Source organism: Marinomonas sp. 15G6-16 (assembly GCF_055809555.1).
This window is the reverse complement of sequence record NZ_CM147916.1, coordinates 142,219-164,428: the sequence shown is the minus strand read 5'-3', so window position 1 is coordinate 164,428 and position 22,210 is coordinate 142,219. Positions and strand designations below refer to the sequence as shown.

24 protein-coding genes and 3 tRNA genes are annotated in these 22,210 nt (G+C 41.6%); 19 read left to right on the top strand and 8 right to left on the bottom strand.

Annotated elements, in window-relative coordinates:
* Positions 1-2 precede the first annotated feature (2 nt).
* Positions 3-440, bottom strand: coding sequence for a MarR family winged helix-turn-helix transcriptional regulator (locus AC0L46_RS00845; protein ID WP_473505060.1), 438 nt, complete (start codon positions 438-440; stop codon positions 3-5).
* Positions 441-625: 185 nt separating this feature from the next.
* Here AC0L46_RS00845 and AC0L46_RS00840 point away from each other — a divergent pair, with 185 nt between their 5' ends.
* From AC0L46_RS00840 to nadA, 14 genes are all read left to right on the top strand, one after another.
* Positions 626-1,111 (top strand): GreA/GreB family elongation factor, encoded by a 486-nt coding sequence (locus AC0L46_RS00840; RefSeq protein ID WP_473505058.1) that lies wholly within the window; start codon positions 626-628, stop codon positions 1,109-1,111.
* 214 nt (positions 1,112-1,325) lie between these two features.
* Positions 1,326-3,095, top strand: a complete 1,770-nt coding sequence (gene aspS, locus AC0L46_RS00835; protein ID WP_473505056.1) for an aspartate--tRNA ligase — start codon at positions 1,326-1,328, stop codon at positions 3,093-3,095.
* Positions 3,096-3,255: 160 nt separating this feature from the next.
* The gene (ruvC, locus tag AC0L46_RS00830; protein ID WP_473505054.1) at positions 3,256-3,813 is read left to right on the top strand and encodes a crossover junction endodeoxyribonuclease RuvC; all 558 of its coding nucleotides are present in this window, start codon (positions 3,256-3,258) and stop codon (positions 3,811-3,813) included.
* A complete protein-coding gene (ruvA, locus tag AC0L46_RS00825; protein WP_473505052.1) occupies positions 3,810-4,412 on the top strand; it encodes a Holliday junction branch migration protein RuvA in 603 nt (200 codons plus the stop codon). The genes ruvC and ruvA overlap by 4 nt, the downstream gene beginning before the upstream one ends.
* A 3-nt stretch (positions 4,413-4,415) precedes the next feature.
* Entirely contained in the window at positions 4,416-5,429 is a 1,014-nt protein-coding gene (gene ruvB, locus AC0L46_RS00820) for a Holliday junction branch migration DNA helicase RuvB (RefSeq protein ID WP_414682375.1), read from the top strand.
* Between the two features lie 9 nt (positions 5,430-5,438).
* Entirely contained in the window at positions 5,439-6,119 is a 681-nt protein-coding gene (tolQ, locus tag AC0L46_RS00815) for a protein TolQ (protein WP_473505050.1), read from the top strand.
* Entirely contained in the window at positions 6,119-6,547 is a 429-nt protein-coding gene (gene tolR / locus AC0L46_RS00810) for a protein TolR (RefSeq protein WP_414682373.1), read from the top strand. The genes tolQ and tolR overlap by 1 nt, the downstream gene beginning before the upstream one ends.
* On the top strand, positions 6,547-7,509 hold the full coding sequence (tolA, locus tag AC0L46_RS00805; RefSeq protein ID WP_473505048.1) for a cell envelope integrity protein TolA: 963 nt from the start codon (positions 6,547-6,549) through the stop codon (positions 7,507-7,509). The genes tolR and tolA overlap by 1 nt, the downstream gene beginning before the upstream one ends.
* On the top strand, positions 7,510-8,808 hold the full coding sequence (gene tolB / locus AC0L46_RS00800; protein ID WP_473505046.1) for a Tol-Pal system beta propeller repeat protein TolB: 1,299 nt from the start codon (positions 7,510-7,512) through the stop codon (positions 8,806-8,808).
* Positions 8,809-8,827: 19 nt separating this feature from the next.
* Positions 8,828-9,424, top strand: a complete 597-nt coding sequence (gene pal, locus AC0L46_RS00795; RefSeq protein ID WP_473505044.1) for a peptidoglycan-associated lipoprotein Pal — start codon at positions 8,828-8,830, stop codon at positions 9,422-9,424.
* Entirely contained in the window at positions 9,421-10,206 is a 786-nt protein-coding gene (ybgF, locus tag AC0L46_RS00790; protein ID WP_473505042.1) for a tol-pal system protein YbgF, read from the top strand. Before pal ends, ybgF begins: the two co-directional genes overlap by 4 nt.
* 41 nt (positions 10,207-10,247) lie before the next feature.
* Positions 10,248-10,323 (top strand) — tRNA-Lys (locus AC0L46_RS00785).
* Between the two features lie 26 nt (positions 10,324-10,349).
* A tRNA-Lys gene (locus AC0L46_RS00780) sits at positions 10,350-10,425 on the top strand.
* 41 nt (positions 10,426-10,466) lie between these two features.
* On the top strand, positions 10,467-11,510 hold the full coding sequence (gene nadA / locus AC0L46_RS00775) for a quinolinate synthase NadA (RefSeq protein WP_473505040.1): 1,044 nt from the start codon (positions 10,467-10,469) through the stop codon (positions 11,508-11,510).
* 32 nt (positions 11,511-11,542) lie between these two features.
* On the opposite strand, the gene AC0L46_RS00770 is transcribed toward nadA, so the two are convergent.
* Positions 11,543-13,069 carry a hypothetical protein gene (locus tag AC0L46_RS00770; RefSeq protein WP_473505038.1) on the bottom strand — a complete coding sequence of 509 codons (1,527 nt, stop codon included), beginning with the start codon at positions 13,067-13,069 and terminating at the stop codon, positions 11,543-11,545.
* 112 nt (positions 13,070-13,181) lie between these two features.
* Here AC0L46_RS00770 and AC0L46_RS00765 point away from each other — a divergent pair, with 112 nt between their 5' ends.
* Entirely contained in the window at positions 13,182-13,748 is a 567-nt protein-coding gene (locus AC0L46_RS00765; protein ID WP_473505036.1) for a nitroreductase family protein, read from the top strand.
* A gap of 93 nt (positions 13,749-13,841) precedes the next feature.
* Positions 13,842-13,929: transfer RNA gene (locus AC0L46_RS00760), tRNA-Ser, on the top strand.
* A 200-nt stretch (positions 13,930-14,129) separates the two neighbouring features.
* On the opposite strand, the gene AC0L46_RS00755 is transcribed toward AC0L46_RS00760, so the two are convergent.
* From AC0L46_RS00755 to AC0L46_RS00745, 3 genes are all read right to left on the bottom strand, one after another.
* Positions 14,130-14,540, bottom strand: coding sequence for an acyl-CoA thioesterase (locus AC0L46_RS00755; protein WP_473505034.1), 411 nt, complete (start codon positions 14,538-14,540; stop codon positions 14,130-14,132).
* Between the two features lie 24 nt (positions 14,541-14,564).
* Complete coding sequence (locus AC0L46_RS00750; RefSeq protein ID WP_414682364.1) at positions 14,565-15,575, bottom strand: GGDEF domain-containing protein; 1,011 nt, start codon at positions 15,573-15,575, stop codon at positions 14,565-14,567.
* 131 nt (positions 15,576-15,706) lie between these two features.
* A complete protein-coding gene (locus tag AC0L46_RS00745; protein WP_473505031.1) occupies positions 15,707-16,051 on the bottom strand; it encodes an SUI1 family translation initiation factor in 345 nt (114 codons plus the stop codon).
* Positions 16,052-16,197: 146 nt separating this feature from the next.
* On the opposite strand from AC0L46_RS00745, the gene AC0L46_RS00740 reads away from it, so the two are divergent.
* Positions 16,198-16,752, top strand: a complete 555-nt coding sequence (locus AC0L46_RS00740) for a GNAT family N-acetyltransferase (RefSeq protein ID WP_473505029.1) — start codon at positions 16,198-16,200, stop codon at positions 16,750-16,752.
* Here the strand turns inward: AC0L46_RS00740 and AC0L46_RS00735 are convergent.
* The 3 genes from AC0L46_RS00735 to AC0L46_RS00725 are packed head-to-tail and all read right to left on the bottom strand — an operon-like array spanning position 16,718 to position 18,942.
* Positions 16,718-17,449: a pseudouridine synthase gene (locus AC0L46_RS00735; protein ID WP_473505027.1), complete on the bottom strand. Its 732-nt coding sequence runs from the start codon at positions 17,447-17,449 to the stop codon at positions 16,718-16,720. The two genes, AC0L46_RS00740 and AC0L46_RS00735, sit on opposite strands and share 35 nt — an antisense overlap.
* 8 nt (positions 17,450-17,457) lie before the next feature.
* Entirely contained in the window at positions 17,458-18,396 is a 939-nt protein-coding gene (locus tag AC0L46_RS00730; protein WP_473505025.1) for a D-2-hydroxyacid dehydrogenase, read from the bottom strand.
* Positions 18,397-18,399: 3 nt separating this feature from the next.
* Positions 18,400-18,942 (bottom strand): arylesterase, encoded by a 543-nt coding sequence (locus tag AC0L46_RS00725; RefSeq protein ID WP_473505023.1) that lies wholly within the window; start codon positions 18,940-18,942, stop codon positions 18,400-18,402.
* A gap of 112 nt (positions 18,943-19,054) precedes the next feature.
* Here AC0L46_RS00725 and AC0L46_RS00720 point away from each other — a divergent pair, with 112 nt between their 5' ends.
* Positions 19,055-19,738 carry an ABC transporter ATP-binding protein gene (locus AC0L46_RS00720; protein ID WP_473505021.1) on the top strand — a complete coding sequence of 228 codons (684 nt, stop codon included), beginning with the start codon at positions 19,055-19,057 and terminating at the stop codon, positions 19,736-19,738.
* On the top strand, positions 19,735-22,194 hold the full coding sequence (locus tag AC0L46_RS00715; RefSeq protein WP_473505018.1) for an ABC transporter permease: 2,460 nt from the start codon (positions 19,735-19,737) through the stop codon (positions 22,192-22,194). The genes AC0L46_RS00720 and AC0L46_RS00715 overlap by 4 nt, the downstream gene beginning before the upstream one ends.
* The last annotated feature ends 16 nt before the right edge of the window (positions 22,195-22,210 follow it).

Below are 22,210 nucleotides of genomic sequence, written 5' to 3'. Positions count from 1 at the left end.
CCTTAATTGTTTTCGATTGATTTGCGAAGATTGCTTATCATCGTTTCTGAAATCTTTATGAAATCTGCTATCTGTTGGTCGTTTAGACCTGCGGTCATTGCTTCTATACTTTGATGGTGCAAGTCGCTTAGTTTGATGAGCAGAGCTTCTCCATGTTTAGTTAACGTTAATAATTGGCTTCTATGGTTATTTGGATCTGGATGTTTTTCGACGTAACCTTCCAAAACAAGATCTTTCAAAACTCGAGTGATTTGTGACTTATCAAGAGAGAGCTTACGAGCAATATCTCTTGCACTGCAGTTAGGTATTTTGTCGATGCATTTCAAAGATCGAATATGATTGACGGGAATCGAGATACCAGAACTTGTGTTGAGAGACCTCATTTGGTTTCGGTGGCCGTGAATGAGCTGATGTAATGCTTCTGCAATGGCCTCTTTCATAATTGAATATCTCCTTAATGAGAATGCTTATCAATATAATTTTTTATAGTTGACACTGTCAACTTAGATTTCATCGTTTGTTGAAAAAGACATATTTCTTCCATGATTACAGTAAGTCGCTTTAGAGGCTTTTATTCTTAATTTGAATCACTACAATGTCTGCGAATGTATTTAGGTGAGAATGTATGAACAAAGTTGAGGTTCATCAGGCGATTCAATCTGCGTTATTAAGTCGCTTTGAAAATGCTAAATGGGCGGCAAAGCAGGCTCATGAAGCCGCAACAAATGAAGAGAGTGTTGCTGAAAATAAATATGACACATTTGGGTTGGAAGCATCTTATTTGGCTCATGGGCAATCACAGCGAGTTATTGAGTGCGAGAAAGATTGGTTGGCATTTGAAAAGAAAGAGGTAACGGTAAGTCGGGATAATGTGGATTTATGGAGCTTGGTTAAACTGATTCCTATTGATGCGGATTTGGTATTGGCTAAGTGTTTTTATGTTGCGCCATGTGCGGGCGGGCTTTCCGTCGAAATAAACGGCAGTAAAGTTTTAGTAGTTACCTTATCCAGTCCTGTCGGGAAAGCTTTGATAGGAAAGGAGTGCGGTGAGGAAGTTGTTCTTTCTCAAAATGGCCTGAAGATGACCTATGAAATAGAGCAAATAGATTAAAATTTCACCGCTAAGCAAATGAGCAAAGCTTGTCATAGACAAATTTTACGCAACCCCTAGAGAGTCGGACTCTGTTCGCATATAATGCTTTGCCTTAAAATATTCCGTTCTTCTGTTTATTGCATAAGTTGATGTCGGTAACATTGGCTGAATTAACAGAAAACACCCTAAGAACACATCACTCTCTTACTGAGACAGTAATAGGAAAGAAATTATGCGCAGCCATTATTGCGGCGAGTTAAATGCTTCTAATATTTCACAAGAAATTACCTTATGCGGTTGGGTTCATCGTCGTCGTGACCACGGTGGTGTTATTTTCTTAGACGTTCGTGACCGTGAAGGTATCACTCAGGTTGTTTTTGATCCTGATCGTGCTGATAGCTTTGCTCTTGCTGATAGCGTGCGTAATGAATTTGTTGTGCAATTAAAAGGTTTGGTTCGTGCTCGTCCTGAAGGAACAGTTAACCCAAATATGAATACGGGTGAAATCGAAGTTCTTGGTACTGAACTAGAAATCTTAAACGTAGCGCAAACACCACCATTTCAATTGGATGATCATCAGAATGTTGGTGAAGACGTTCGTTTGAAAAACCGCTTTATCGACCTTCGTCGCCCTGAAGTTCAAGCTAAAATGCGTTTCCGCTCTAAAGTGACCTCTGTATTACGTCGTTACTTAGATGATAATGGTTTCTTAGATATTGAAACGCCGATTTTGACTCGTGCGACACCTGAAGGTGCACGTGACTATTTGGTACCAAGCCGTACGCAGCAAGGTAGTTTTTTCGCGCTTCCTCAGTCTCCACAGTTGTTTAAGCAGTTGTTGATGGTGTCTGGTTTTGACCGTTACTACCAAATCGCAAAATGTTTCCGTGACGAAGATTTACGTGCCGATCGTCAGCCAGAATTTACTCAGGTTGATATTGAAACTTCTTTCATGTCTGAAGAGCAGATCATGGGTATGACAGAAGAAATGATTACCGGTTTGTTTAAAGAGCTATTGAATGTCGATCTAGGGTCCTTCCCTCGTATGCCTTATTCAGAAGCAATGGAAACATACGGTAGCGATAAGCCAGACCTTCGTATTCCGCTAACAATCGTAACAGTTTCTGATTTGATGGCAGGCGTAGATTTCAAAGTCTTCTCTGGCCCAGCAACTGATCCAAAAGGTCGTGTTGCTGCACTTAAAGTGCCTGGTGGTAACGCACTTACTCGTAAGCAAATTGATGACTACACTAAGTTTGTTGGCATTTATGGCGCGAAAGGCTTGGCTTACATCAAGGTAAACGATAAGTCTAACCTTGAAGAAGGTTTGCAATCTCCGATCGTTAAGTTCTTGCCAGTTGAAGTACGTGAAGCACTTTTGACTCGTCTTGATGCTCAAGACGGCGATTTGATTTTCTTCGGTGCAGACTCTGAAAAAGTTGTAAATGAAGCGCTTGGTGCGTTGCGTTGCAAGTTGGGTGAAGACATGGATCTTTACACTTGCGAGTGGGCGCCTCTTTGGGTTGTTGATTTCCCAATGTTTGAAGAAACAAGTGATGGCGGCATTACAGCGATTCACCATCCATTTACAGCGCCTTCTTGCTCTCCAGAAGAGTTGAAAGCAAATCCATTGACGGCTTTGTCTCAAGCATACGACATGGTTCTTAATGGTACTGAGCTTGGTGGTGGTTCTATCCGTATTCACCAATCAGATATGCAAGAGTCTGTTTTCGAATTGCTAAATATTTCTAAAGAAGAGCAAGAAGAGAAATTTGGCTTCTTATTGGATGCGCTTAAGTTTGGTGCGCCACCACATGGCGGCTTAGCATTCGGTCTTGATCGTCTGGTTATGTTGATGACTGGTTCACAATCTATTCGTGATGTAATTGCTTTCCCTAAAACGCAAAGCGCGACTTGTTTGTTAACTCAAGCACCGGGGGAAGTTAGCGAGAAACAGCTAAAAGAATTGAGTATTCGAGTAAGAAAACCAGTCGCAGAGTAGACTCTTTTCTTCTTTAAGCTGATTAAAAACAGTCAGTTATGTTAAAGGACTGCAAAAAAATCGTAAAAGGCCGCTGATTAGCGGCCTTTTTTTATTTATAGATTGCATACTTACGAAAGGGCTGTTGAAATATACAGTAACAAAGAGAATAGAGAAAAACATGAGCGTCACTAGAATATTAGCGATTGACCCAGGTTCTCGCATTACTGGTTTCGGCATCCTTGATGTTGTGAATGGAAAAACAGTTTATGTTAACAGTGGTTGTATTCGTCTTCCTGATGAAGCTTTATCGGTTAGGCTTAAGCATATTTTTAACAATGTTTCTGCTTTATTGGATGAATACAAACCGAATGAATTTGCGATTGAAGAAGTGTTTTTAGCAAAGAACGCAAATTCAGCATTAAAGCTTGGTCAAGCTAGAGGTGCTGCAATTGTTGCCGCTTCCATTCAAGAGTTGGATGTGCATGAATATGCGGCTCGACGAGTGAAACAGTCTGTCGTTGGTAATGGTAACGCTAACAAGGAGCAGGTTCAGTTGATGGTTCAAATGTTATTGCAATTATCATCAAAGCCCCAAGCCGATGCCGCCGATGCTTTGGCCATTGCGTTATGCCATGCAAACACTCGAACCTCTGGTGGCCTAGAATATGGCGTTGGCAAGCGAGCAGGGCGCTCCTCTAAACGCTGGACAGAACAAGATGTAAGGAAAGCTCTGTGATAGGAAGAATTGTTGGAACTTTGGTAGAAAAAACACCACCAGAGTTGTTGGTTGATGTTAATGGCGTTGGGTATGAAATCAGCGCCTCTATGACAACGATTTATGACCTTCCTCAATTAGGTGGTCAAGTAACCTTGTTTACGCACTTTTTGGTGAAAGAAGACTCTCAAACTCTTTATGGATTTATGGATAAAAGCGAGAGAGCTTTATTTAGAGTGCTTATTAAAGTGAATGGTATTGGCCCTAAGATGGCGCTTGCGATCTTGTCTAGTATGTCGTCTGAAGAGTTGGTTGCCAATGTTCAGGATTCAGATGTAACCGCCTTAACCAAGATTCCTGGCGTTGGTAAGAAAACGGCAGAACGTTTGATTATTGAACTTAGAGATAAACTCGGCCAAGCAGCTAAAAACGATTTGTTTTCCGCACCAACTGTTTTGCGTCAAGTACAAGCCGACCCTCGACAAGAAGCAGAAGCTGCGCTTATTTCTCTTGGTTACAAGCCTCAAGAAGCAGCTAAAGCTATTGCGAGCATTCCAATGGATTCTGCCAGCAGTGAAGAGGTGATTAAGGCAGCATTGCAAGGGATGTTAAGGAAATAAAATATGATTGAACAAGATCGTATCATCTCAGCAGAGCTAAAAGGGAATGACAAACAGATAGATCGTGCTATTCGGCCTCAGGCTTTATCGGAATATATCGGGCAGCCAGTTGTTCGTGAGCAAATGGAAATTTTTATTCAAGCCGCTAGGCAAAGAGAAGAACCTCTCGACCACACATTGATTTTTGGGCCTCCTGGATTGGGTAAGACAACCTTAGCCAATATTATTGGCAACGAAATGGGAGCTGAAGTTAAGACGACATCTGGCCCAGTTTTAGAAAGAGCAGGAGATTTAGCTGCGCTTCTAACCAATTTGAACGAAGGTGATATCTTATTTATTGATGAAATTCATCGATTGAGCCCTGCAATAGAAGAAGTTTTATACCCAGCAATGGAAGATTATCAGCTGGATATTATGATAGGTGAAGGCCCTGCTGCGAGATCAATAAAAATTGAACTCCCGCCTTTTACACTTGTCGGAGCTACAACACGAGCTGGTTTGCTTACATCCCCTTTGCGAGATCGTTTTGGGATTGTGCAGCGACTTGAGTTTTATGATGTTGAGTCATTAACCACTATTGTGACGCGATCTGCGGGCAAAATGGGGATGACGCTCGACGACTCTGGTAGCTTTGAAGTGGCAAGACGTTCTCGAGGAACACCGCGAATAGCCAATAGACTTTTGCGTCGTGTGCGTGACGTTGCTCAAGTGAGTGGTGAAACATTAGTTGGACAAAAAGTTGCTCAAAGAGCGCTAGATATGTTAAGTGTAGATAATCAAGGTTTTGATCATTTAGACCGACGTATGTTGTTGACTATGATAGAAAAATTTGACGGCAGACCGGTTGGTTTGGATAGTGTGTCAGCAGCCTTAGGTGAAGACAAAGATACAATTGAAGACGTCATTGAGCCATTTTTGATTCAGCAAGGATTTATTATTAGAACGCCAAGAGGGCGTCAAGTTACAAAGCGTGCATACGAACATTTTAATTACCAGTTACCTTCGGACTTTAAATAGAGGTTAATAATGTCAATTTGGGGACTTATCGCCAGCGCCAGTATCGTAGTTCAACTTGTTATGTTGATTTTACTATCGGCTTCAATTTTTTCATGGGTTGTAATATTTCAACGAGTCCGTGTTCTTAAAAAAGCCAAAAAAGTGCGTGGTGAATTTGAAGATCAATTTTGGTCTGGTATTGATCTTAGTCAGCTTTACAGAAAGCTGACGCAGGATGGGAGAAAAGTTGAAGGCATTGAGACTATTTTCACATCAGGTATCAAAGAATTTACTCGATTAAGACAGAATCAAAACGTTGATCCAGATGCGGTTATGGATGGTATTCAACGTGTTATGCGAGTGGCTTTATATAAGGAAGAAGAGAAGCTTGATCAGCATCTTCCATTTTTAGCAACAGTTGGCTCTACAAGCCCATATGTTGGTTTGTTTGGTACCGTTTGGGGGATTATGCACTCTTTTATCGGCTTGGCTGAGGTTCAGCAAGCAACATTGGCCACTGTGGCCCCAGGTATTGCTGAGGCTCTTATTGCAACGGCTATTGGTCTAGCAGCTGCAATTCCTGCTGTGATTGCATATAACCGTTTTTCTGCAACGTCAGAATCTTTGGCGTCTAGCTATGAAAACTTTGCCGATGAATTTACAAGTATATTACATCGTAAAGTGCACGTTAGAGAGGGAGGAGCTGTATAGTGGCTCGCTCTAGAAGAAGAAATAAAAGAAAGCCTATGGCTGAAATCAATGTCGTACCCTACATTGATGTCATGTTGGTGTTATTGGTTATCTTTATGATTACTGCACCAATGTTGACTCAAGGTGTTGATGTTGAATTGCCAAATGCAAATGCGGCGCCTATACAAGATACAGAAAGTGATGTCATGATTGCTTCTGTGGATTCAAAGGGACAGTTTTATTTGGATGTTGGTGGCCAGCAAGAGTCAATCGGTTTAGAGCTTTTGCAGGATAGAGTGCGAAAAGTATTGTCGCAAAACCCAACGATGGCAGTGTTAGTTCGAGGTGATAAAAATGTGCCGTATGGTGATGTTGTTGGGTTGATGGTCGCTTTGCAGGCGGCAGGTGCACCAAATGTTGGTTTGGTCACTGAGCCGGATACAAAATAATGAAATGGCTAAAAGATGATAGCTACGGGCTTCCGGTATTATTAGCTGTTGGCTTACATGCTGTTATTTTAGTAGCAGGCGTCGTGGCGGTTGATTTTAGTGATGATGAAAAGCAACAGCCTAAGCGTCCTGTTATTGTCAACGCAACAGTAATTGATATTTCGGATACGATTATTGGCAAGCGTGAAGCGGAAGAAAGAGCAGCTAAGCAACAAGCTGCAAATGCCGCAGCTAAAAGAAAGCAAGAAGCAGAACAGAAGCGTAAAAAAGAAGCTGAACAGAAAGCTTTAGAAGCCAGAGAAAAACAGCTTGCTCAAGCTAAACGAGTTAAAGAGCGTGAAGCTGCAGAGGCTGCAGTAAGAAAAGAAAAAGAAAGGCAACAGGCTGCTGAGCAGAAACGCCTCGAACAAGAGAATGAGAAAAAGCGTCTGGCGCAAGAAAAAGAGCGAGAAAAGCAGCGTTTAGAAAAACAGGCGGAAGAAGAAAGAAAACGCAAAGAGCAAGAGCTTATACGTCAAGCTGAGGCTGAGAGGTTGGCTGATGAAGAACAAAAAAGACAAGCAGAAGCCGCTAGGTTAGCTGAAGAGAAAAAGCAAGCGGAAGAGGCGGCAGCACAAGCAGCTGCGGCAGAGCAAGAACGGTTACGAGCAGCGGAAGAAGCGCAAATGGTTCAGTCTATTAGTAGCTTGATTAATAGCCGAATTACATCTGTGTGGAATCGTCCACCGAATGCTAGAAATGGGATGAAAACCCAATTAAGAATATACTTTTTACCGAACGGTGAAGTAAGAGACACACAAGTAACAAAAGGCAGTGGTGATGCTCTATTCGATCAAAGAGCCGTAGATGCTGTGTACAAAGTTGGACGCATTGAAGAGCTGGCGGATGTTGATTCTTATACATTCGAACGGAACTTTCGTCAAATAGACTTAATTTTTAACCCGCAAGATTTGAGAAATTAAATGATGTTAAAACAATGGTTAAGCGTTTTATTTACTTGCTTACTTTTTATAAATACCGCTAAAGCACAACTTGTTATTGAGATTACCAGCGGAGCGGATCAATTATTGCCTATCGCTGTTGTGCCTTTTGGTTATGAAGGTGTTGATGCATTACCAGAAGATATTGCTCAAATTGTAGAGGCTGACTTAACCCGAAGTGGCTTATTTCAGGCTATTCCAAGGTCTAGTATGCTCAGCATGCCCTCAAAAGAAGCTGATGTGTATTATAGAGACTGGCGTCTCTTAAAAAGTGATTATGTTGTAATTGGTTCAGTTCAAAAATTAGCAAATGGTCAATATCGTATAGGTTTTGAATTGCTGAATGTATTGAGCCAAAAACCAGTTCAAAAACATGCTTCCATTGATGTTGGGGCAAGAAACTTTCGTGATGCCGCCCATTATATTAGTGACAAAGTTTATGAGTTGTTAACAGGAACAAAAGGGGCATTTAGTACCAGAATTTTGTATGTCACCGCTGAAGGCGATAAAACTGCACCTTTATTTAGACTGCAAGTTGCTGATGCCGATGGACACCGACCTCAAGTGGTTGTAGAGTCAAAAGAGCCAATTTTGTCACCGTCATGGAGCCGTGATGGAAAAAATATTGCTTATGTAATGTTTAGAAATAGACGCCCAAATATTTTTATTCAAGAGCTAGCAACAGGCAAACGCCAGCAGATTGCACAGTTTAGAGGCTTAAATGGTGCACCAGCATGGTCACCAGATGGTAAGAAACTTGCTTTAGTATTATCCAAGGATAATAACCCAGAGATTTATACTTTAGACATCGCAACCCAGAAACTACAGAGAATGACAAATCATTACTCTATTGATACAGAACCAAGCTGGGAACCCGATGGTAAAGGAATAGTATTCACATCTGATCGAGGCGGTAATCCGCAAATTTATCGACTAGATGTAAATAGTAAGCGTGTAGAGAGGGTCACTTTTGAAGGTGATCTAAATACCAGAGCAAGTATGACGCCAGATGGAAGATATCTTGTAACGGTTCAGAAGAACGACGGTAATTATCATATTGCTCTGCAGGATATGAAAACAGGCCGAGTTCAAATTCTCACAGAGACTTACTTAGACGAATCACCAAGTATTGCGCCAAACGGTAGCATGGTGATGTATGCCACAACCTATCAAGGAAAGGGTATCTTAGCTGTAGTATCCGTTGATGGGCTGGTTAAATATAGGTTACCATCAGCTGAAGGTGATGTGCGTGAACCATCTTGGTCTCCGTATTTCAAATAAAGACATTGAGGAGTTAATAATGAGCGTAAACAAATTAGGTAAGTTTGCTGTTATCGGTTTATCTGCAGCTTGGATTGCAGGTTGTAGTACAACAGCGACAGAAACGGATTCATCAACTGTTGCAGAAGATGCAGCTAGTTCAACTGAACAAACTGACGGCACTACAGCAGGTAGTTCTGATCAAGCGTTTGGTGCTGGTGAAGACGGTGCTCTAACTAGTGTTATTGTTGAAGATGCGGAAGCTGCAGCTGATGCCGCTGTAGATGCTATGGCTTCTTTGGCTGGTGTTGAAACTGTATTCTACTTTGATTTTGATAAGTCCATCGTACGTCCTGAATCTCGTGAAGCTTTGGCTAAACACGCTGAATTCCTAGTTGCTAATCCAGACGCACGTATCGTATTAGAAGGCCATGCTGATGAGCGTGGTACTCGTGAATACAACATGGCTCTTGGTGAGCGTCGTGCTAAAGCAATCAGCCGTTATTTGACTATTCAAGGCGTTGCTGCATCTCAAATTGAAACTGTAAGCTTTGGTGAAGAAGTGCCTGTAGCATTTGGTCACGAAGATAATGCTTGGCAGTTAAACCGTCGAGTTGAAGTGCGTTACGAAAAATGATCTTTAGAAAAGTAAAGATTCGTTCTGTTGCAATGGCGCTGTGTTTTACAGCGCCATTTGCAATGGCCGAAACTCAACAAGCCAGAACTGCATTATCTCCCGCTGCTGCCGCTGAGTTACTTTTCCAGTTGGAAACATTACAACAGGAAGTGCAAAGTTTACGAGGCCAGTTAGAAGAGCAGGGGCATGAATTAAAACTGATGAAAGAAAGTCAGCGAGACCGTTATATCGATCTTGATAAGCGCTTGTCTCTGCTTATGACATCATCTATCAATAGACAGGCTGCCTCTAGCTCGCCAGTTGAGCAAACAGCGCCGGCTCCTGTAGTGACTCCCGTTACACAAGAGCGACCCACTGTTAGTGCGCCAATATCGCCACTAGCCCCTGTTGTTTTACAACCGCCAACAGAACAAGCTAAACAAGCGTACAACGAAGCTTATAATTTTATTCGTGAACGTAAGTTTGATGAGTCTGAAACTGCTTTTGCCCAGTTTGTACGAGATTACCCAAATAACACATTAACCGGTAATGGTTATTATTGGTTGGGTGAAGTCAAATTAGTGCAAGGGAAGTCAGTTGAAGCAATCAACGCTTTTTCAACCGTCATTCAAAAGTTTCCTGGTCACAGTAAAGAACCAGACTCTTTGTATAAGCTTGGAACAGTCAATGACCAACTTGGGGACTCAGCAAAGGCTAGGTCTTATTTACAAGATGTCATCGGTCGTTTTCCTGAAAGTAAAGCTGCTAAGTTAGCGTCAGGTTACTTAAGTAAAATTAAATAGCTTGCAATCCTCAACGGGCTCTGTAATATACGCAACCCGTTGGGTCGTTAGCTCAGTTGGTAGAGCAGTTGACTTTTAATCAATTGGTCACTGGTTCGAATCCAGTACGACCCACCAACGTTTAATTCCTTTTTGTGATTTTTGGGTCGTTAGCTCAGTTGGTAGAGCAGTTGACTTTTAATCAATTGGTCACTGGTTCGAATCCAGTACGACCCACCAAAAACACTCATTCCACTCCCAGTTTCTTAAGGGGTAATGATATGTCCGATCTTCTTAATAAAGCTGCCTTGCGCGAAACCGTTCAAAAGCATTTATTTTCTGCTGAGAAGAACTTGCAGAAAGAGTCTTTAGATAATGAACAAATTCGTAATGAGATCAAGTTTTTACTTAAGCAAAAAAATACTGCCTTAGTCGCTCACTATTACACAGAGGATGCGATTCAAGAGTTGGCAGAAGAAACGGGCGGTATTATTGCAGACTCCTTAGAGATGGCTCGCTTTGGCGCTAATCATGAAGCACAAACACTGGTGGTAGCTGGTGTTAAATTCATGGGGGAAACGGCTAAAATTTTAAGCCCTGAAAAAACTATTTTAATGCCCACATTAGAAGCAACTTGCTCTTTAGATATTGGTTGTCCAATCGATGAGTTTTCTGCTTTTTGCGATCAGCACCCAGACAGAAAAGTCGTTGTTTACGCCAATACTTCAGCCGCGGTTAAGGCTCGCGCTGATTGGGTTGTCACTTCAAGTATTGCACTTGATGTTGTTAATCATTTAGTTGAGCAGGGTGAAAAGATTATTTGGGCACCTGATCAGCATTTGGGTGGATATATTCAACGTGAAACAGGTGCAGATATGATTCTTTGGGATGGTGCTTGCATCGTTCATGAAGAGTTTAAAGCTAAAGGTATTTTAGATTTAAAAGCCATTTATCCAGATGCCGCTGTACTTGTTCATCCTGAGTCACCAGAATCTGTTGTAGAGGTGGCAGACGTAGTAGGTTCCACTTCGCAATTGCTAAATGCCTCTAAGCAAATGACAAACAGTACCTTCATCGTTGCAACAGATAGAGGGATTTTCTATAAAATGAAGCAAGCATCTCCGGATAAACGCTTCGTTGAAGCACCGACGGCAGGCTCAGGTGCAAGTTGCAGAAGTTGTGCTCATTGTCCTTGGATGGCGCTTAATAGCTTGGAAATGCTGCGAGATTCGCTTAAAAACAATTTAGGTGAAATCCACGTACCAGAAGAAACAAGAGCGAAGGCTCTTATTCCATTACAGCGCATGTTGGACTTTAACGCCTAAATCAATCTTATGCATTATTAGAGTAGGGGCTCTTAATTAAGAGTCCCTAGATATTTCATTTCTAGGTCTGCAAACGCCAATTGTAGGCGATCACACTCTAAACTCTTCTTATTATATTCTACGCGTAACCCTTGAAGGTCTTTACTTGATTTTGAGTTTAGTAACTGATTCTTTAGGCTGGTTGTTTGTTCCACTAGGGTTCTATTTTTCTCTCGCTGTTCTAGAAGCTCTCTGTGTTCTTGTGGCGTTTCTCCGCTGTTTGTTTTAGCGAGAGCATTCACTTTTTCTTTTAATTGATTGTTTTCTTCTTCGGCAGTTTCTAGCTCCTGAGCCAACAAAGTAACACAGGTCTCAGACTCTTGTAGAAGCCGCTCTAGCATTTTTGTGTCTTTATCTTGCTCAATTAAGTTCTCACTTGAGTTGCTTTCTAGAGCGATATTTAAGTCATCACGTAGAGAGCCTAATGTCTCTTTCCGACTGGCATGGAGGTTTTGAAGATTTCCAATCGCTGTTTCGTTGCTGCGCGAGAGCATTTTCTCTAGCTCGGCAAGTTTTTCATCCTTAGCATTAATGTCTTGTCTTAGAGAGGCAATTGATAAGTTTGAAGTCTCCATTTCCGCTTCTAATTGCAGGATGATTGTTTGTGACTCTTCGGCTAATCTTTCCATTTTTGCTATAGCAATTTTTTGCGACTCAATGCTATCGCCAGAACCTTGGCTTTTTCTTGCTTGATCAATTTTAATTTTTAGCTGCTCAATTACCATTTGCTGGCGATTAGACAGGTTGTTAAGAGAGGATATTTGCTTGAAGGTTGCGCTTTTTGTATGTGCTTTTTGATTTTGTGTTTCATGCAAGTGAGCCTGAATCTCAGGAAAGTCATCTGCATGTAACTTTTGAGTGGCTTCTAAGGCTTTTATTTTTCTCTGTAATTCATCAATTTCTATTTGCAGTCTTTGTTGTTCCGCAATCTTAATGCCCATTTGCTTAATGCGTTTATTAGCCCGATCAATGTTGTTGCGTAAATCTTCGTTCAGCAGCATTTGGTTCTTTGATAAGGACTCTTTCGTGATGAGCAACTCGGAAGATTGAAAGAACTCATCCTCCATGTCCTTTAGGTTTTGCTGTAACTCCTCTGGGTCCGCTGTTTGTAACTTTGCGGTGGATATCGCATAGAGTAAGTTAGCAAGAAAGCGGTTTAGAATTGGTTTTGGCTGCTCACTGGCTTGATTTAAAACAATAGCGCGCTCAGCTCTTAAAATGGTTCCCCATAACTTTAAAGTATTTGTTTCATGCTGATTCTCTTGCTTTGGACTGAGCATGGCTGCAGCATGGCTTATCTGTTGATCAAGGAAGTGTGCTAAGCGCTTAAAAGCTTTAGTATTATCTGATAAATCCGCAGAAGCTGTATTATTAGCCTCGCTATCTTTGGAGTCTACAGGTTCTTGCTCTTGTTTCTGAATGTCTTTATTTAGGCGGTGAGAAAGCCATAAAAAGGTTAAATTAGCCAGCATAAGAAAAGTCGTGAGCTCTAGCAATGTCCAGATAAGCCACTTTGGCATAATTCCCCCTAGACCCAAGAAAAATGGGCATGATATCCATTATTGTTTAGGCGTAATAAAACAGTATACTTGCTTTCTGCAATCCCATCATATTAACGGAATTCAATGTCTTATGAGTAAAGAATTTATAACATTCATGCGTAATCGTGTATCCCAACCGCTACTAAATGCGCCAGCTCCAACGCAAAGTGAATGGGAATCTATTCTTGATGCAGCAAGTCGTGCAGCAGATCACGGCAACTTAAAACCATGGCGCTTCCGTATTTATGAAGGTGAAGGGAGAGCAAAGTTAGGTCAAATATACTGGCATCATGCTTTATCTGAAGTCGTATCTATGCCTGAAAGTAAAGAAGAGGCTTTTATCAAAAAAGCCTTTCGTGCACCTGCTGTTCTACTGGTTTACGCTCGCATACAAGAGCATCCGAAAGTTCCTGAAGTTGAACAAGTTATGGCATCGTCTGCAGCGGCTCAACAAGTTCTGCTTGGATTAAGTGCGCTCGGTTATGGTGGGATGTGGCGTAGCGGATCTGCTTGTTTTACCGAAAAGACAAAAGAACTTCTTGGGTTAGAGCAAAATGACCAAATCATTGGCTTGATCTATGCTGGCACACCGGAAAAAGCCGGTAATATTGTTACCGACACAAAGCTCAGTGAACGTCTAGAATGGGTAAGAGATTAATTCTTAAGGTTTATTTTACAAAACAAGTTGCAATCTAAAGTATTGCTCTCTAAAATACGCGCACAAATTACGCAGAGCGTATTTATTTGTTTTGGTGAGCTGTCCGAGTGGCCGAAGGAGCACGCCTGGAAAGCGTGTATGTCGAAAGGCATCAAGAGTTCGAATCTCTTGCTCACCGCCATTATTCCTTAAAGATTAAGATGTTAGAGTTAAGTCTTGATCTTGTACTGAAAAAAGTACATCAATAGAAGCCGAATAGATTTATGTCTATTCGGCTTTTTTATTTCTCTTACTCAATGTTTTGCTTATATCTAATTAAGGGGTAAGGTAGGGCGTTGTGGTGCTTTCATTTTTAAAAAACTATCTTTTGATACTACGGACTTAATTAGTCAGCAGCACGTCAGCTTGCTCAAACACAACTGGTCGACCTTCTTTGGTGGTGGATGTCACTGTCATTTTGGCTTGCAGCATAAGTTGATCGTCTTTTGCTCTGTATACACTCTGATTAAAAGCCAGTTTTAGTTTTGAGATTCTTTCTGCGCTGGTTTGAATGTAAAACTCATCACTGCTTTGCAGTGAGCGCTTGTAGTCAAGCTCAGCTTTGATTAGGACGAGATGTATACCTTGTTTGGTAATTTCGGCGAAGTCTAGTCCTTTGGTTTTGATAAATTGATGGCGGGCGTGTTCTAAATAATTTTGATAGACCGCGTTATTTACTATGCCTTGCATATCACATTCGTAGTCACGCACTTGAAACAAAGTGCAGTGTGCTTGGCTTGAGGGTTTTGGCATGTTGTTACCTTAAAACAAAAGTCTTTATTCGTGATGCGTAACGCAGTTTTTGCCAGACCGTTTGGCAAATACTAAGTAATGTTGAGCTTTCTCAATGAGGTCGTTAGGGCTTTCATTTCCAAATAGAGTTCCCAAACCAATAGATACTGTAACCTGACGTAAAGGCACTTTAGATTGTTTGTAACGTATTTTCTGTATGGAAACTTGATGACGTATGTGCTCAGCCAGTTCTGCTGCCTCGCTTAGCTCTGTCTCACTGAGTAGCATGGCATATCGTCCACCTTGGAAGCGTGCAAGAAAACCACCTTCTGGTAATAAGCTTCGTAAGAGCTTTGCTATGTAACGAATAAGAGAGGTACCGGCTTTTTTAGTGTATTCCTGATTAATGCTACCTAGATCATCTATGTCAATCATCAATAGAGTTAAATCATCTTCGGCATAAGGCACTAACGAGAAGAGTGTGCGCTCAAAGCCTTTTTCATTAGCCAACAAGGTCATAGGATCTAATTCAGTGCTTTGTTTTGCGTCTGCTAGTTCTGCTCTCAATGTTGCTAGCTCTTCTTGAGCAGATACCAATGAGTCATTGAAGTGCTCAACAACTCGATTCATTTTGAACGTATTTAATTCGAGCAATGAAGCGATACGTTCAATTTGATTTGTGTCCTTGGTGTTTTTTAAGGCCTTCTTTCCCTGGCTAAGCATTTTGGAAAACTGAGTTAATTCATCAGTAACTTGGCCAGATTCAGATTCTAGGTTATCCGTGAGTTGTTTTAATACAGGGCCTTGTCGATGGGCGTGCTGAAACTCTTCAGACAATAAAAACTCGCTAAATAGCTCCTGAGAAACAAATGCAGGTAAGCTGCCGAATCGACGTAAAGCGGTATCAACAACTTTGTTCAATTCAGGTGTTCTGTTGGAGGCGTACTCATACCAAATCCCATAATTATAGGGCGTTGGTGGAATATCCAATTTCTCCATTAAAGGAATGGCTGACCGCATTAAATGATCTGCTTGTTGCTTATTATGCTGGAACATTCGCGCCTCTGCTGTAACCTTGTTTTTTATTAAAGGAGATTAGTTCCATCATAGTTAATAACGCTTGATTTGTCTGTATCACTTCAGTTTCTTTACTATAGATGCCATGGTTTTCATTATGAAAAACAACATTAGCCGCCATTGAATTTGCTTGAATAGCCTTCCTTTTCAAGCATGACTTTAATTTGTTGGCGTTGATCGCCTTGTATTTCTATTTGGCCGTCTTTAACTGCACCGCCAGTGCCGCATTGGGTTTTCAGTTTTTTGCCCAGTTTTTTTAGCTCGTCTTGTGTAATAGGCAGGCCCTTAATAACAGTAACACCTTTGCCTTTTCTGCCTTTTGTTTCTAAAGAAATGAGTACTTTGCCATCACCAATGACTTGCTCATTCTTACATTGGCAGTCTTCTACTGAATGTTCACAACCTGGACATAAGCGCCCTTGATCCGTTGAGTAGACTAAATTTCGCTTCTTCATGAATGATACCTTATAACACTGTATTGTCTTATAGATTTTACCATTTAGGAGAAGGGGATTCAGTTAAAAAGGCGTAATCTTCTGCATTTATCGCATATCTGCACTAAGCTAGAAGGTAATCCTTTATGTGGGGCATGTGTTTCGATATGAAAAGATCATTAATTATCCGGCAAGCAACAGAAGCAGACCTTAACAGCATTCTTCTTTTCGAGTTTCGAAATAGAAGATGGTTTTCTCAGTTTTTGCCAAAACACGTTTTGCGTAAGCAAACAGAGAACTATTTTAGATATTTACTCAATGGGAGGTTTAAAAATCTACAGTATCTGGTGGTTTTGCCCAGCGGAGAGTTAATTGGTCGTTTCAGTGGCCAAGTGTTGGATGCAAAACAGCGGACTATGGAAGTGTCTTATCGTGTTGCCAATGAATTTACTAATCGAGGAATTGCCAGATTCGTATTGAAGCGCTTGTTGATGTTATGGGCCAGCTATGGAATTACAGAAGTGTATGCACAGGTGGCGGACCATAATAATGCATCAATGAAAGTGTTAATGTCTTGTGGCTTTCATGTCAGTGAACGACAAGAAAACAGCATTAACTTTGACCCTGACATACACGATAGTTTGGTTTTTAAATGGGCTGCATCAGAAGACGTTAACGCTCTGATGCCTATAGTGGAACTTCATGAGGCGCTAGCAAATTAAGCATATCGATTATTTGATCACTCAAAGGAGCGCTTATCATAAGTTTTTGCTCTGTCACTGGATGAGTGAATTCGAGATGCGACGCATGAAGCATTAATCTAAAGTGCTCCGGCCATTCGGCTTTAAGAGCTTTGTTAATGTGTCGACAACCGTAACAAGAATCACCAACCAATGGATTCAACAAGTGTTTAAAATGTCTTCTTATCTGATGCTTTCGCCCTTGCTTTGGTGTCACTTCCAACCAACTTACACGCATGCTTTGATATCGACTAACCGGAATCGGGGCTTGATAGCGTGTTAAGCAGACAAATTTCGTCTCAGCCTCCTTTTCTGTTCCTTCAATTTTAAATCGAGAACGACCTTTTTGCTCATTTAGCTTGGCTAAAGGGTAATCTATGGTGCCTGCGGGATCACAAAAACCACGAACTAAACAATGATATGTTTTGTTAGTTTGAGATTCAGAAAATTGCACTGATAGATTTCTTGCCATTTCAGGGCTAAATGCCATGACCAAAACGCCAGATGTTCCTCTATCCAACCGATGAACAGGAAACACCCATTTCCCCGTTTGATCCCTTAACCTTTGAACGACGGCGTCTTCTTCCTCTTTGGCTAAATGGGTTCGATGAACCAGTAATCCAGCCGGTTTGTTGACGGCAACCAGATAATCATCCTGATACAAAATCTCTAATGTCATTCTATGTTCTACTTATTGGCTTCGACAAAAGCCGCAATTTTTTGGACAGCAATACGAACCAATGTTTCCATGGCTTCATGACTCGCCCATGCAATATGAGGTGTCAGTAGAAAATTGGGATACTCAGCTAATTGATGTAGCGGGTGCTCTAATGGCATCGGCTCTTGTGTAGCAACATCAAAAGCGGCACCGGAAATCGCTTGCTGTTTGAATGCGTTAAGCAATGCGTGTTCATCAACGATTCCACCACGACTGATATTAAGCAGCAGGGCGCTTGGTTTCATTAAAGCGAATTCAGCATCGCTGATTAAGTTTTTAGTCTCTTCGGTTAATGGACAGTTTATGCTGATAACATCAGCTACTTTTAAAGCGCTTTCAAACTCTGTGTAACCAGTCCGAAGCTCTTTCGCTCCTTTGCGTTCTGCAAAGGTAACCTTCATGCCAAACGCTTTTGCTATTTCACCGACTCTTTTTCCTAAAGAACCGCCACCAATAATAACCATGTTGGTATCGTGTAGATCTTTTATTGGGTAATCCAAAAAACAAAAATGTTCAGAGCTCGACCACTTGCCCGCTTTCACATCTTGGATATACGAAACAAGGTTCCTTCTTAGGGCGAGGAGCATTGAAAATGTATGCTCAGGAACACTGTTAACTGAGTAGCCTTCAACATTTTGTATCGCAATACCTTTTTCATGAAAGGCGTTTGCATCCACATTGTTAACGCCCGTTGCCATAACTTGAATCAGCTTCAGGTTAGAAGCTTTTTGAATCGCGTCTGCGTTCAGCACAATTTTGTTGGTTAAGACGATATCAGCGTCTTTGATGCGCTCTGCTAATTGTTCTGGTTGTGTGTTTTGGTATTCAACTACTTCGCTAATTTGCGCTGGCAATTCAATATTGATGGAGTCGGGGAATGAACCTCTGTCTAAAAAAACCGCTTTCATAGTCTATTCCTTATTTTTTTCTAAAAGTGTTTCTAAGTGAGGCAATATGTTCTTTAGTACGATGGGTTGCCCTTTGGCATTTGGGTGAATTCCATCGTTTTGCATCAGCTCTTTATTCAGCGCAACATCTTGAAGCATAAAGGGTAAATAAGCTAGATTGTATTTTTCTGCGATGTCTTTGTATAAATTAAAAAACATCTCTGTATAGCGTTTTCCATAATTCTGAGGAATCTGATTACCAATGAGTAAAACGCTAGAATTCGCTTGATGAGCCCGCTCAACCATGGTTTCAAGATTGATTGTGGTCTGATTTAGAGGGTAACCTCGTAATGCATCATTAGCACCCAACTCAAGAATGATCCATGTTGGTTTGTGGCTTTCTAATAAAGCAGGGAAACGAGAAAGGCCGCCTTGAGTGGTTTCTCCACTGACACTAGCGTTTACAACCTTTATTTCAGGGTTTGATTGAGAAAGTTGCTTTTCTAGTAAACTAACCCAACCATCTTGTTGTCGTAAGTTATAGGCTGCACTAAGACTATCGCCCATAACCAATAACGTAGACGCCGAAGCAAATGAGCTAATGAAGAGAAATGTTATTGTACAGAATAGTACGAAGTGTCTTTTTATAAACATATTAAACCTTATAGAGTGAAACAGCATGGCAAAGAGTACCGCGATTAAAGTTACTAATCTAACGCATACAGTAACTTCGAATACAGGGAATTTAACCATATTGAAAGGAATAAATATGGAAATTATGGAAGGCCAATCTGTGGCAATCGTAGGTTCTTCCGGTTCAGGTAAATCAACATTATTAGGATTGTTGGCAGGTTTAGATGTTAATACATTAGGAGACATCACTCTTTACGATCAACCTTTCTCTGACCAAAGCGAAGAAAAGCGAGCATTAATACGCGGGCAGTATGTTGGCTTTGTCTTCCAATCCTTCCACCTTTTGCCTAGTTTGCAGGCAATAGAAAACGTCATGTTGCCAGCAGAATTAAAAGGTGACAAAAACGCTCGCAAGAAAGCAGAAGCCTTGTTAGAGAAAGTAGGCTTGTCTCACCGATTAACTCATTATCCAAATCAATTATCGGGCGGTGAGCAACAGCGTGTTGCCATTGCAAGAGCCTTTGCTTCTCAGCCTAAAATCCTATTCGCGGATGAACCAACAGGGAACCTTGATGAAGAAAACGGCAATCTGATTATTGAGCTCTTGTTTGATTTAAACAAATCACAGGGAACCACTCTGGTGATGGTAACTCACGATAATGAGCTTGCGAAAATGTGCGACCGTCAATTGGTCATGTCTGCGGGTCAGCTTACGGAAAAATCGCTATGAGTTTTACGTTTCGTTTGATGTTAAGAGACATCCGAAGTGGGGATTTAATCACACTTCTCATGGCGCTTATTATTTCAGTGAGCACAGTCACCTCGATTGGGCTTTTTATTGATCGTCTGCAACTTTCTTTTGAGCAAGAATCTGCCAACCTTTTGGCGGCCGATCGTTTAATTCGATCAGATGAGCTTATTTCAGATGAATGGAAGCAGGAAGCTCGGAGCTTATCGTTAGAGCAAGCTGAGCGAACTTCTTTTACTACCATGATGTTCGCTAAAGACTCTCTCCAATTATCTCAGCTTAGTGCGGTGAGTGATAATTACCCGCTACGAGGCGCTTATCTTGTTGATGACACCTTGTTCGGTACAGGAAAAAGTACAGCAGATTCCCCTAAGCAAGGCGAAGTTTGGGTATCATCCAGACTCGCTAGTTTGCTAAACATCAGCATTGGTGATGAAGTAGAAGTAGGTGAAGCTTCATTAACCGTTTCCAATTATCTCGTAAGAGACCCTGGGTCCAGCACATCCGCTTTCGCTATCTCCCCGCGTGCGGTAATGAATATACAAGACCTTGCTGCTACCAATGTCATTATCCCAGGCAGCCGCGTTCGTTATTCGTTATTGCTAGCTGGCGACAGAGAAGCTTTATCAGAATACGAAGAATGGGTTAAACCACAACTTGAAGACGGACAGCGTTGGCAAACTCCTGCTCAGCGTGGCGAACGTATTGGCGACACTATTGGTCGTGCAGAATCTTTCTTATTGCTTGCTGGTACGTTAGCCGTTGTTATGTCGGGTGTTGCTATGGCGCTTGCTTCTGCTCGTTTTGTTAAACGCCACCTAATGCAAGTTGCGATCCTAAAAACACTTGGTGCCACGCCGAAATTATTAACGCGAATATTTGCTCAGCAATTATTCGCCTTGTTAATTGTTGGGGCGCTTATTGGTCTTGGAATTGGTTGGGGAATACAGGAGATTATCGCTTCCTTGTTATCTAGCTTGGTTTCAACCAGTTTGCCTGCGCCTTCTGTCGATCGTTTGTGGTTAGGTGCCGCAACTGGTTTTATTTCCATGTTGGTATTTTGTTTGCCACTTATGATGAGACTAATAAAAATCTCGCCATTATCCGTGCTGCAACCCAATGCCAAAATTGAACAAAACACCTTGTTTGTTTATGTCATTGGTTTTATTGGTATGTATGGTTTGATGTGCCTTTATACCAATGGTATTTTGCTGCCAAGCATTATGACAGTAGTGATTGCTGGCATTAGTTTGTTAGTTGCTGGAATTGGTTGGTTGGCTTTCAGACTAGGGCGCTCGCTTACTTCTGGTGCAACCAGTGGTTGGCAAATTGGCTTGGCTTCTTTGTATCGCCGCTTAGTTCCAAATTTGTTTCAGCTTCTGGTTTTCACTCTAATTATCATGCTGACTCTGATCTTGATCGGGATTAAATCAAGCTTGATTGCCGATTGGCAGCAACAGTTACCAGAAGACGCTCCGAATCATTATTTGTTTAATGTTCAAGCCAACCAAATCGAGCAAATCAATAATGAGACAACTCAGCTTAATGTTGAGAAATCTGACTGGTACCCTATGGTTCGTGGCCGCGTTACTGCGGTTAATGAAGACTTGGTTCAAGACCTTTATCCAGAAGCTCGAGGTGAGCCAGAATTATTTGAGCGTGAGTTAAATCTCACTTGGTCTGATACGCTTGGTGAAGGGAATGAATTAGTAGCTGGCGATTTCAGCGCAGAAGGATTGTCTGTTGAACAGGAAGCGGCTAAAGAAGCGAACCTTTCCCTTGGAGATGAATTAACCATCAACATTGGTGGTAATGTTGTTACCTTGCCGATTACGTCTGTTCGCACGGTTGATTGGGGTTCTATGCAGCCTAACTTCTATCTCATTTTACCTAAAAGTGCTTTAGAAGATTATCCAGCGAACTTTGTGAGCAGTTTATTTATTAGCGATGAGTCTGCTCAGCCTTTCTATCGTGCGATGTCGCAATTCCCAACCGTGTCTATTTTAAACGTAGGCGATATCTTGAAGCAGATACAAACGATCATCGGACAGCTATCTCAAGCGATCCAATTGGTTTTACTTTGTATTCTAAGTGCTGGCGCTTTGGTGCTGCTCGCCAGTGTGCGATCCACATTGGAAGAAAGGTTGGAAGAAGGCGCATTACTTCGAGTGTTGGGGGCGAAAAGTTCATTGGTAAGACAAGCCTTGTTTGTTGAGTTTGGTGCGCTTGGCTTCTTCTCTGGATTGATAGCCGCCATTGGCGCTGAGGCTTGTCTGTATGGGTTGCAGGTGTTTGTATTTAATACCGCTCCAAGCTTCCATTTGTCTTTGTGGCTATTTGGCCCATTAATCGGTGTTGGTGTGATTTCAACCATTGGTATATTTGCCAGCAGGACTGTGTTAAAAGTGCCGCCCATGCTTTTATTGCGTGGGTTATAATTAGGTACTTTTTCAT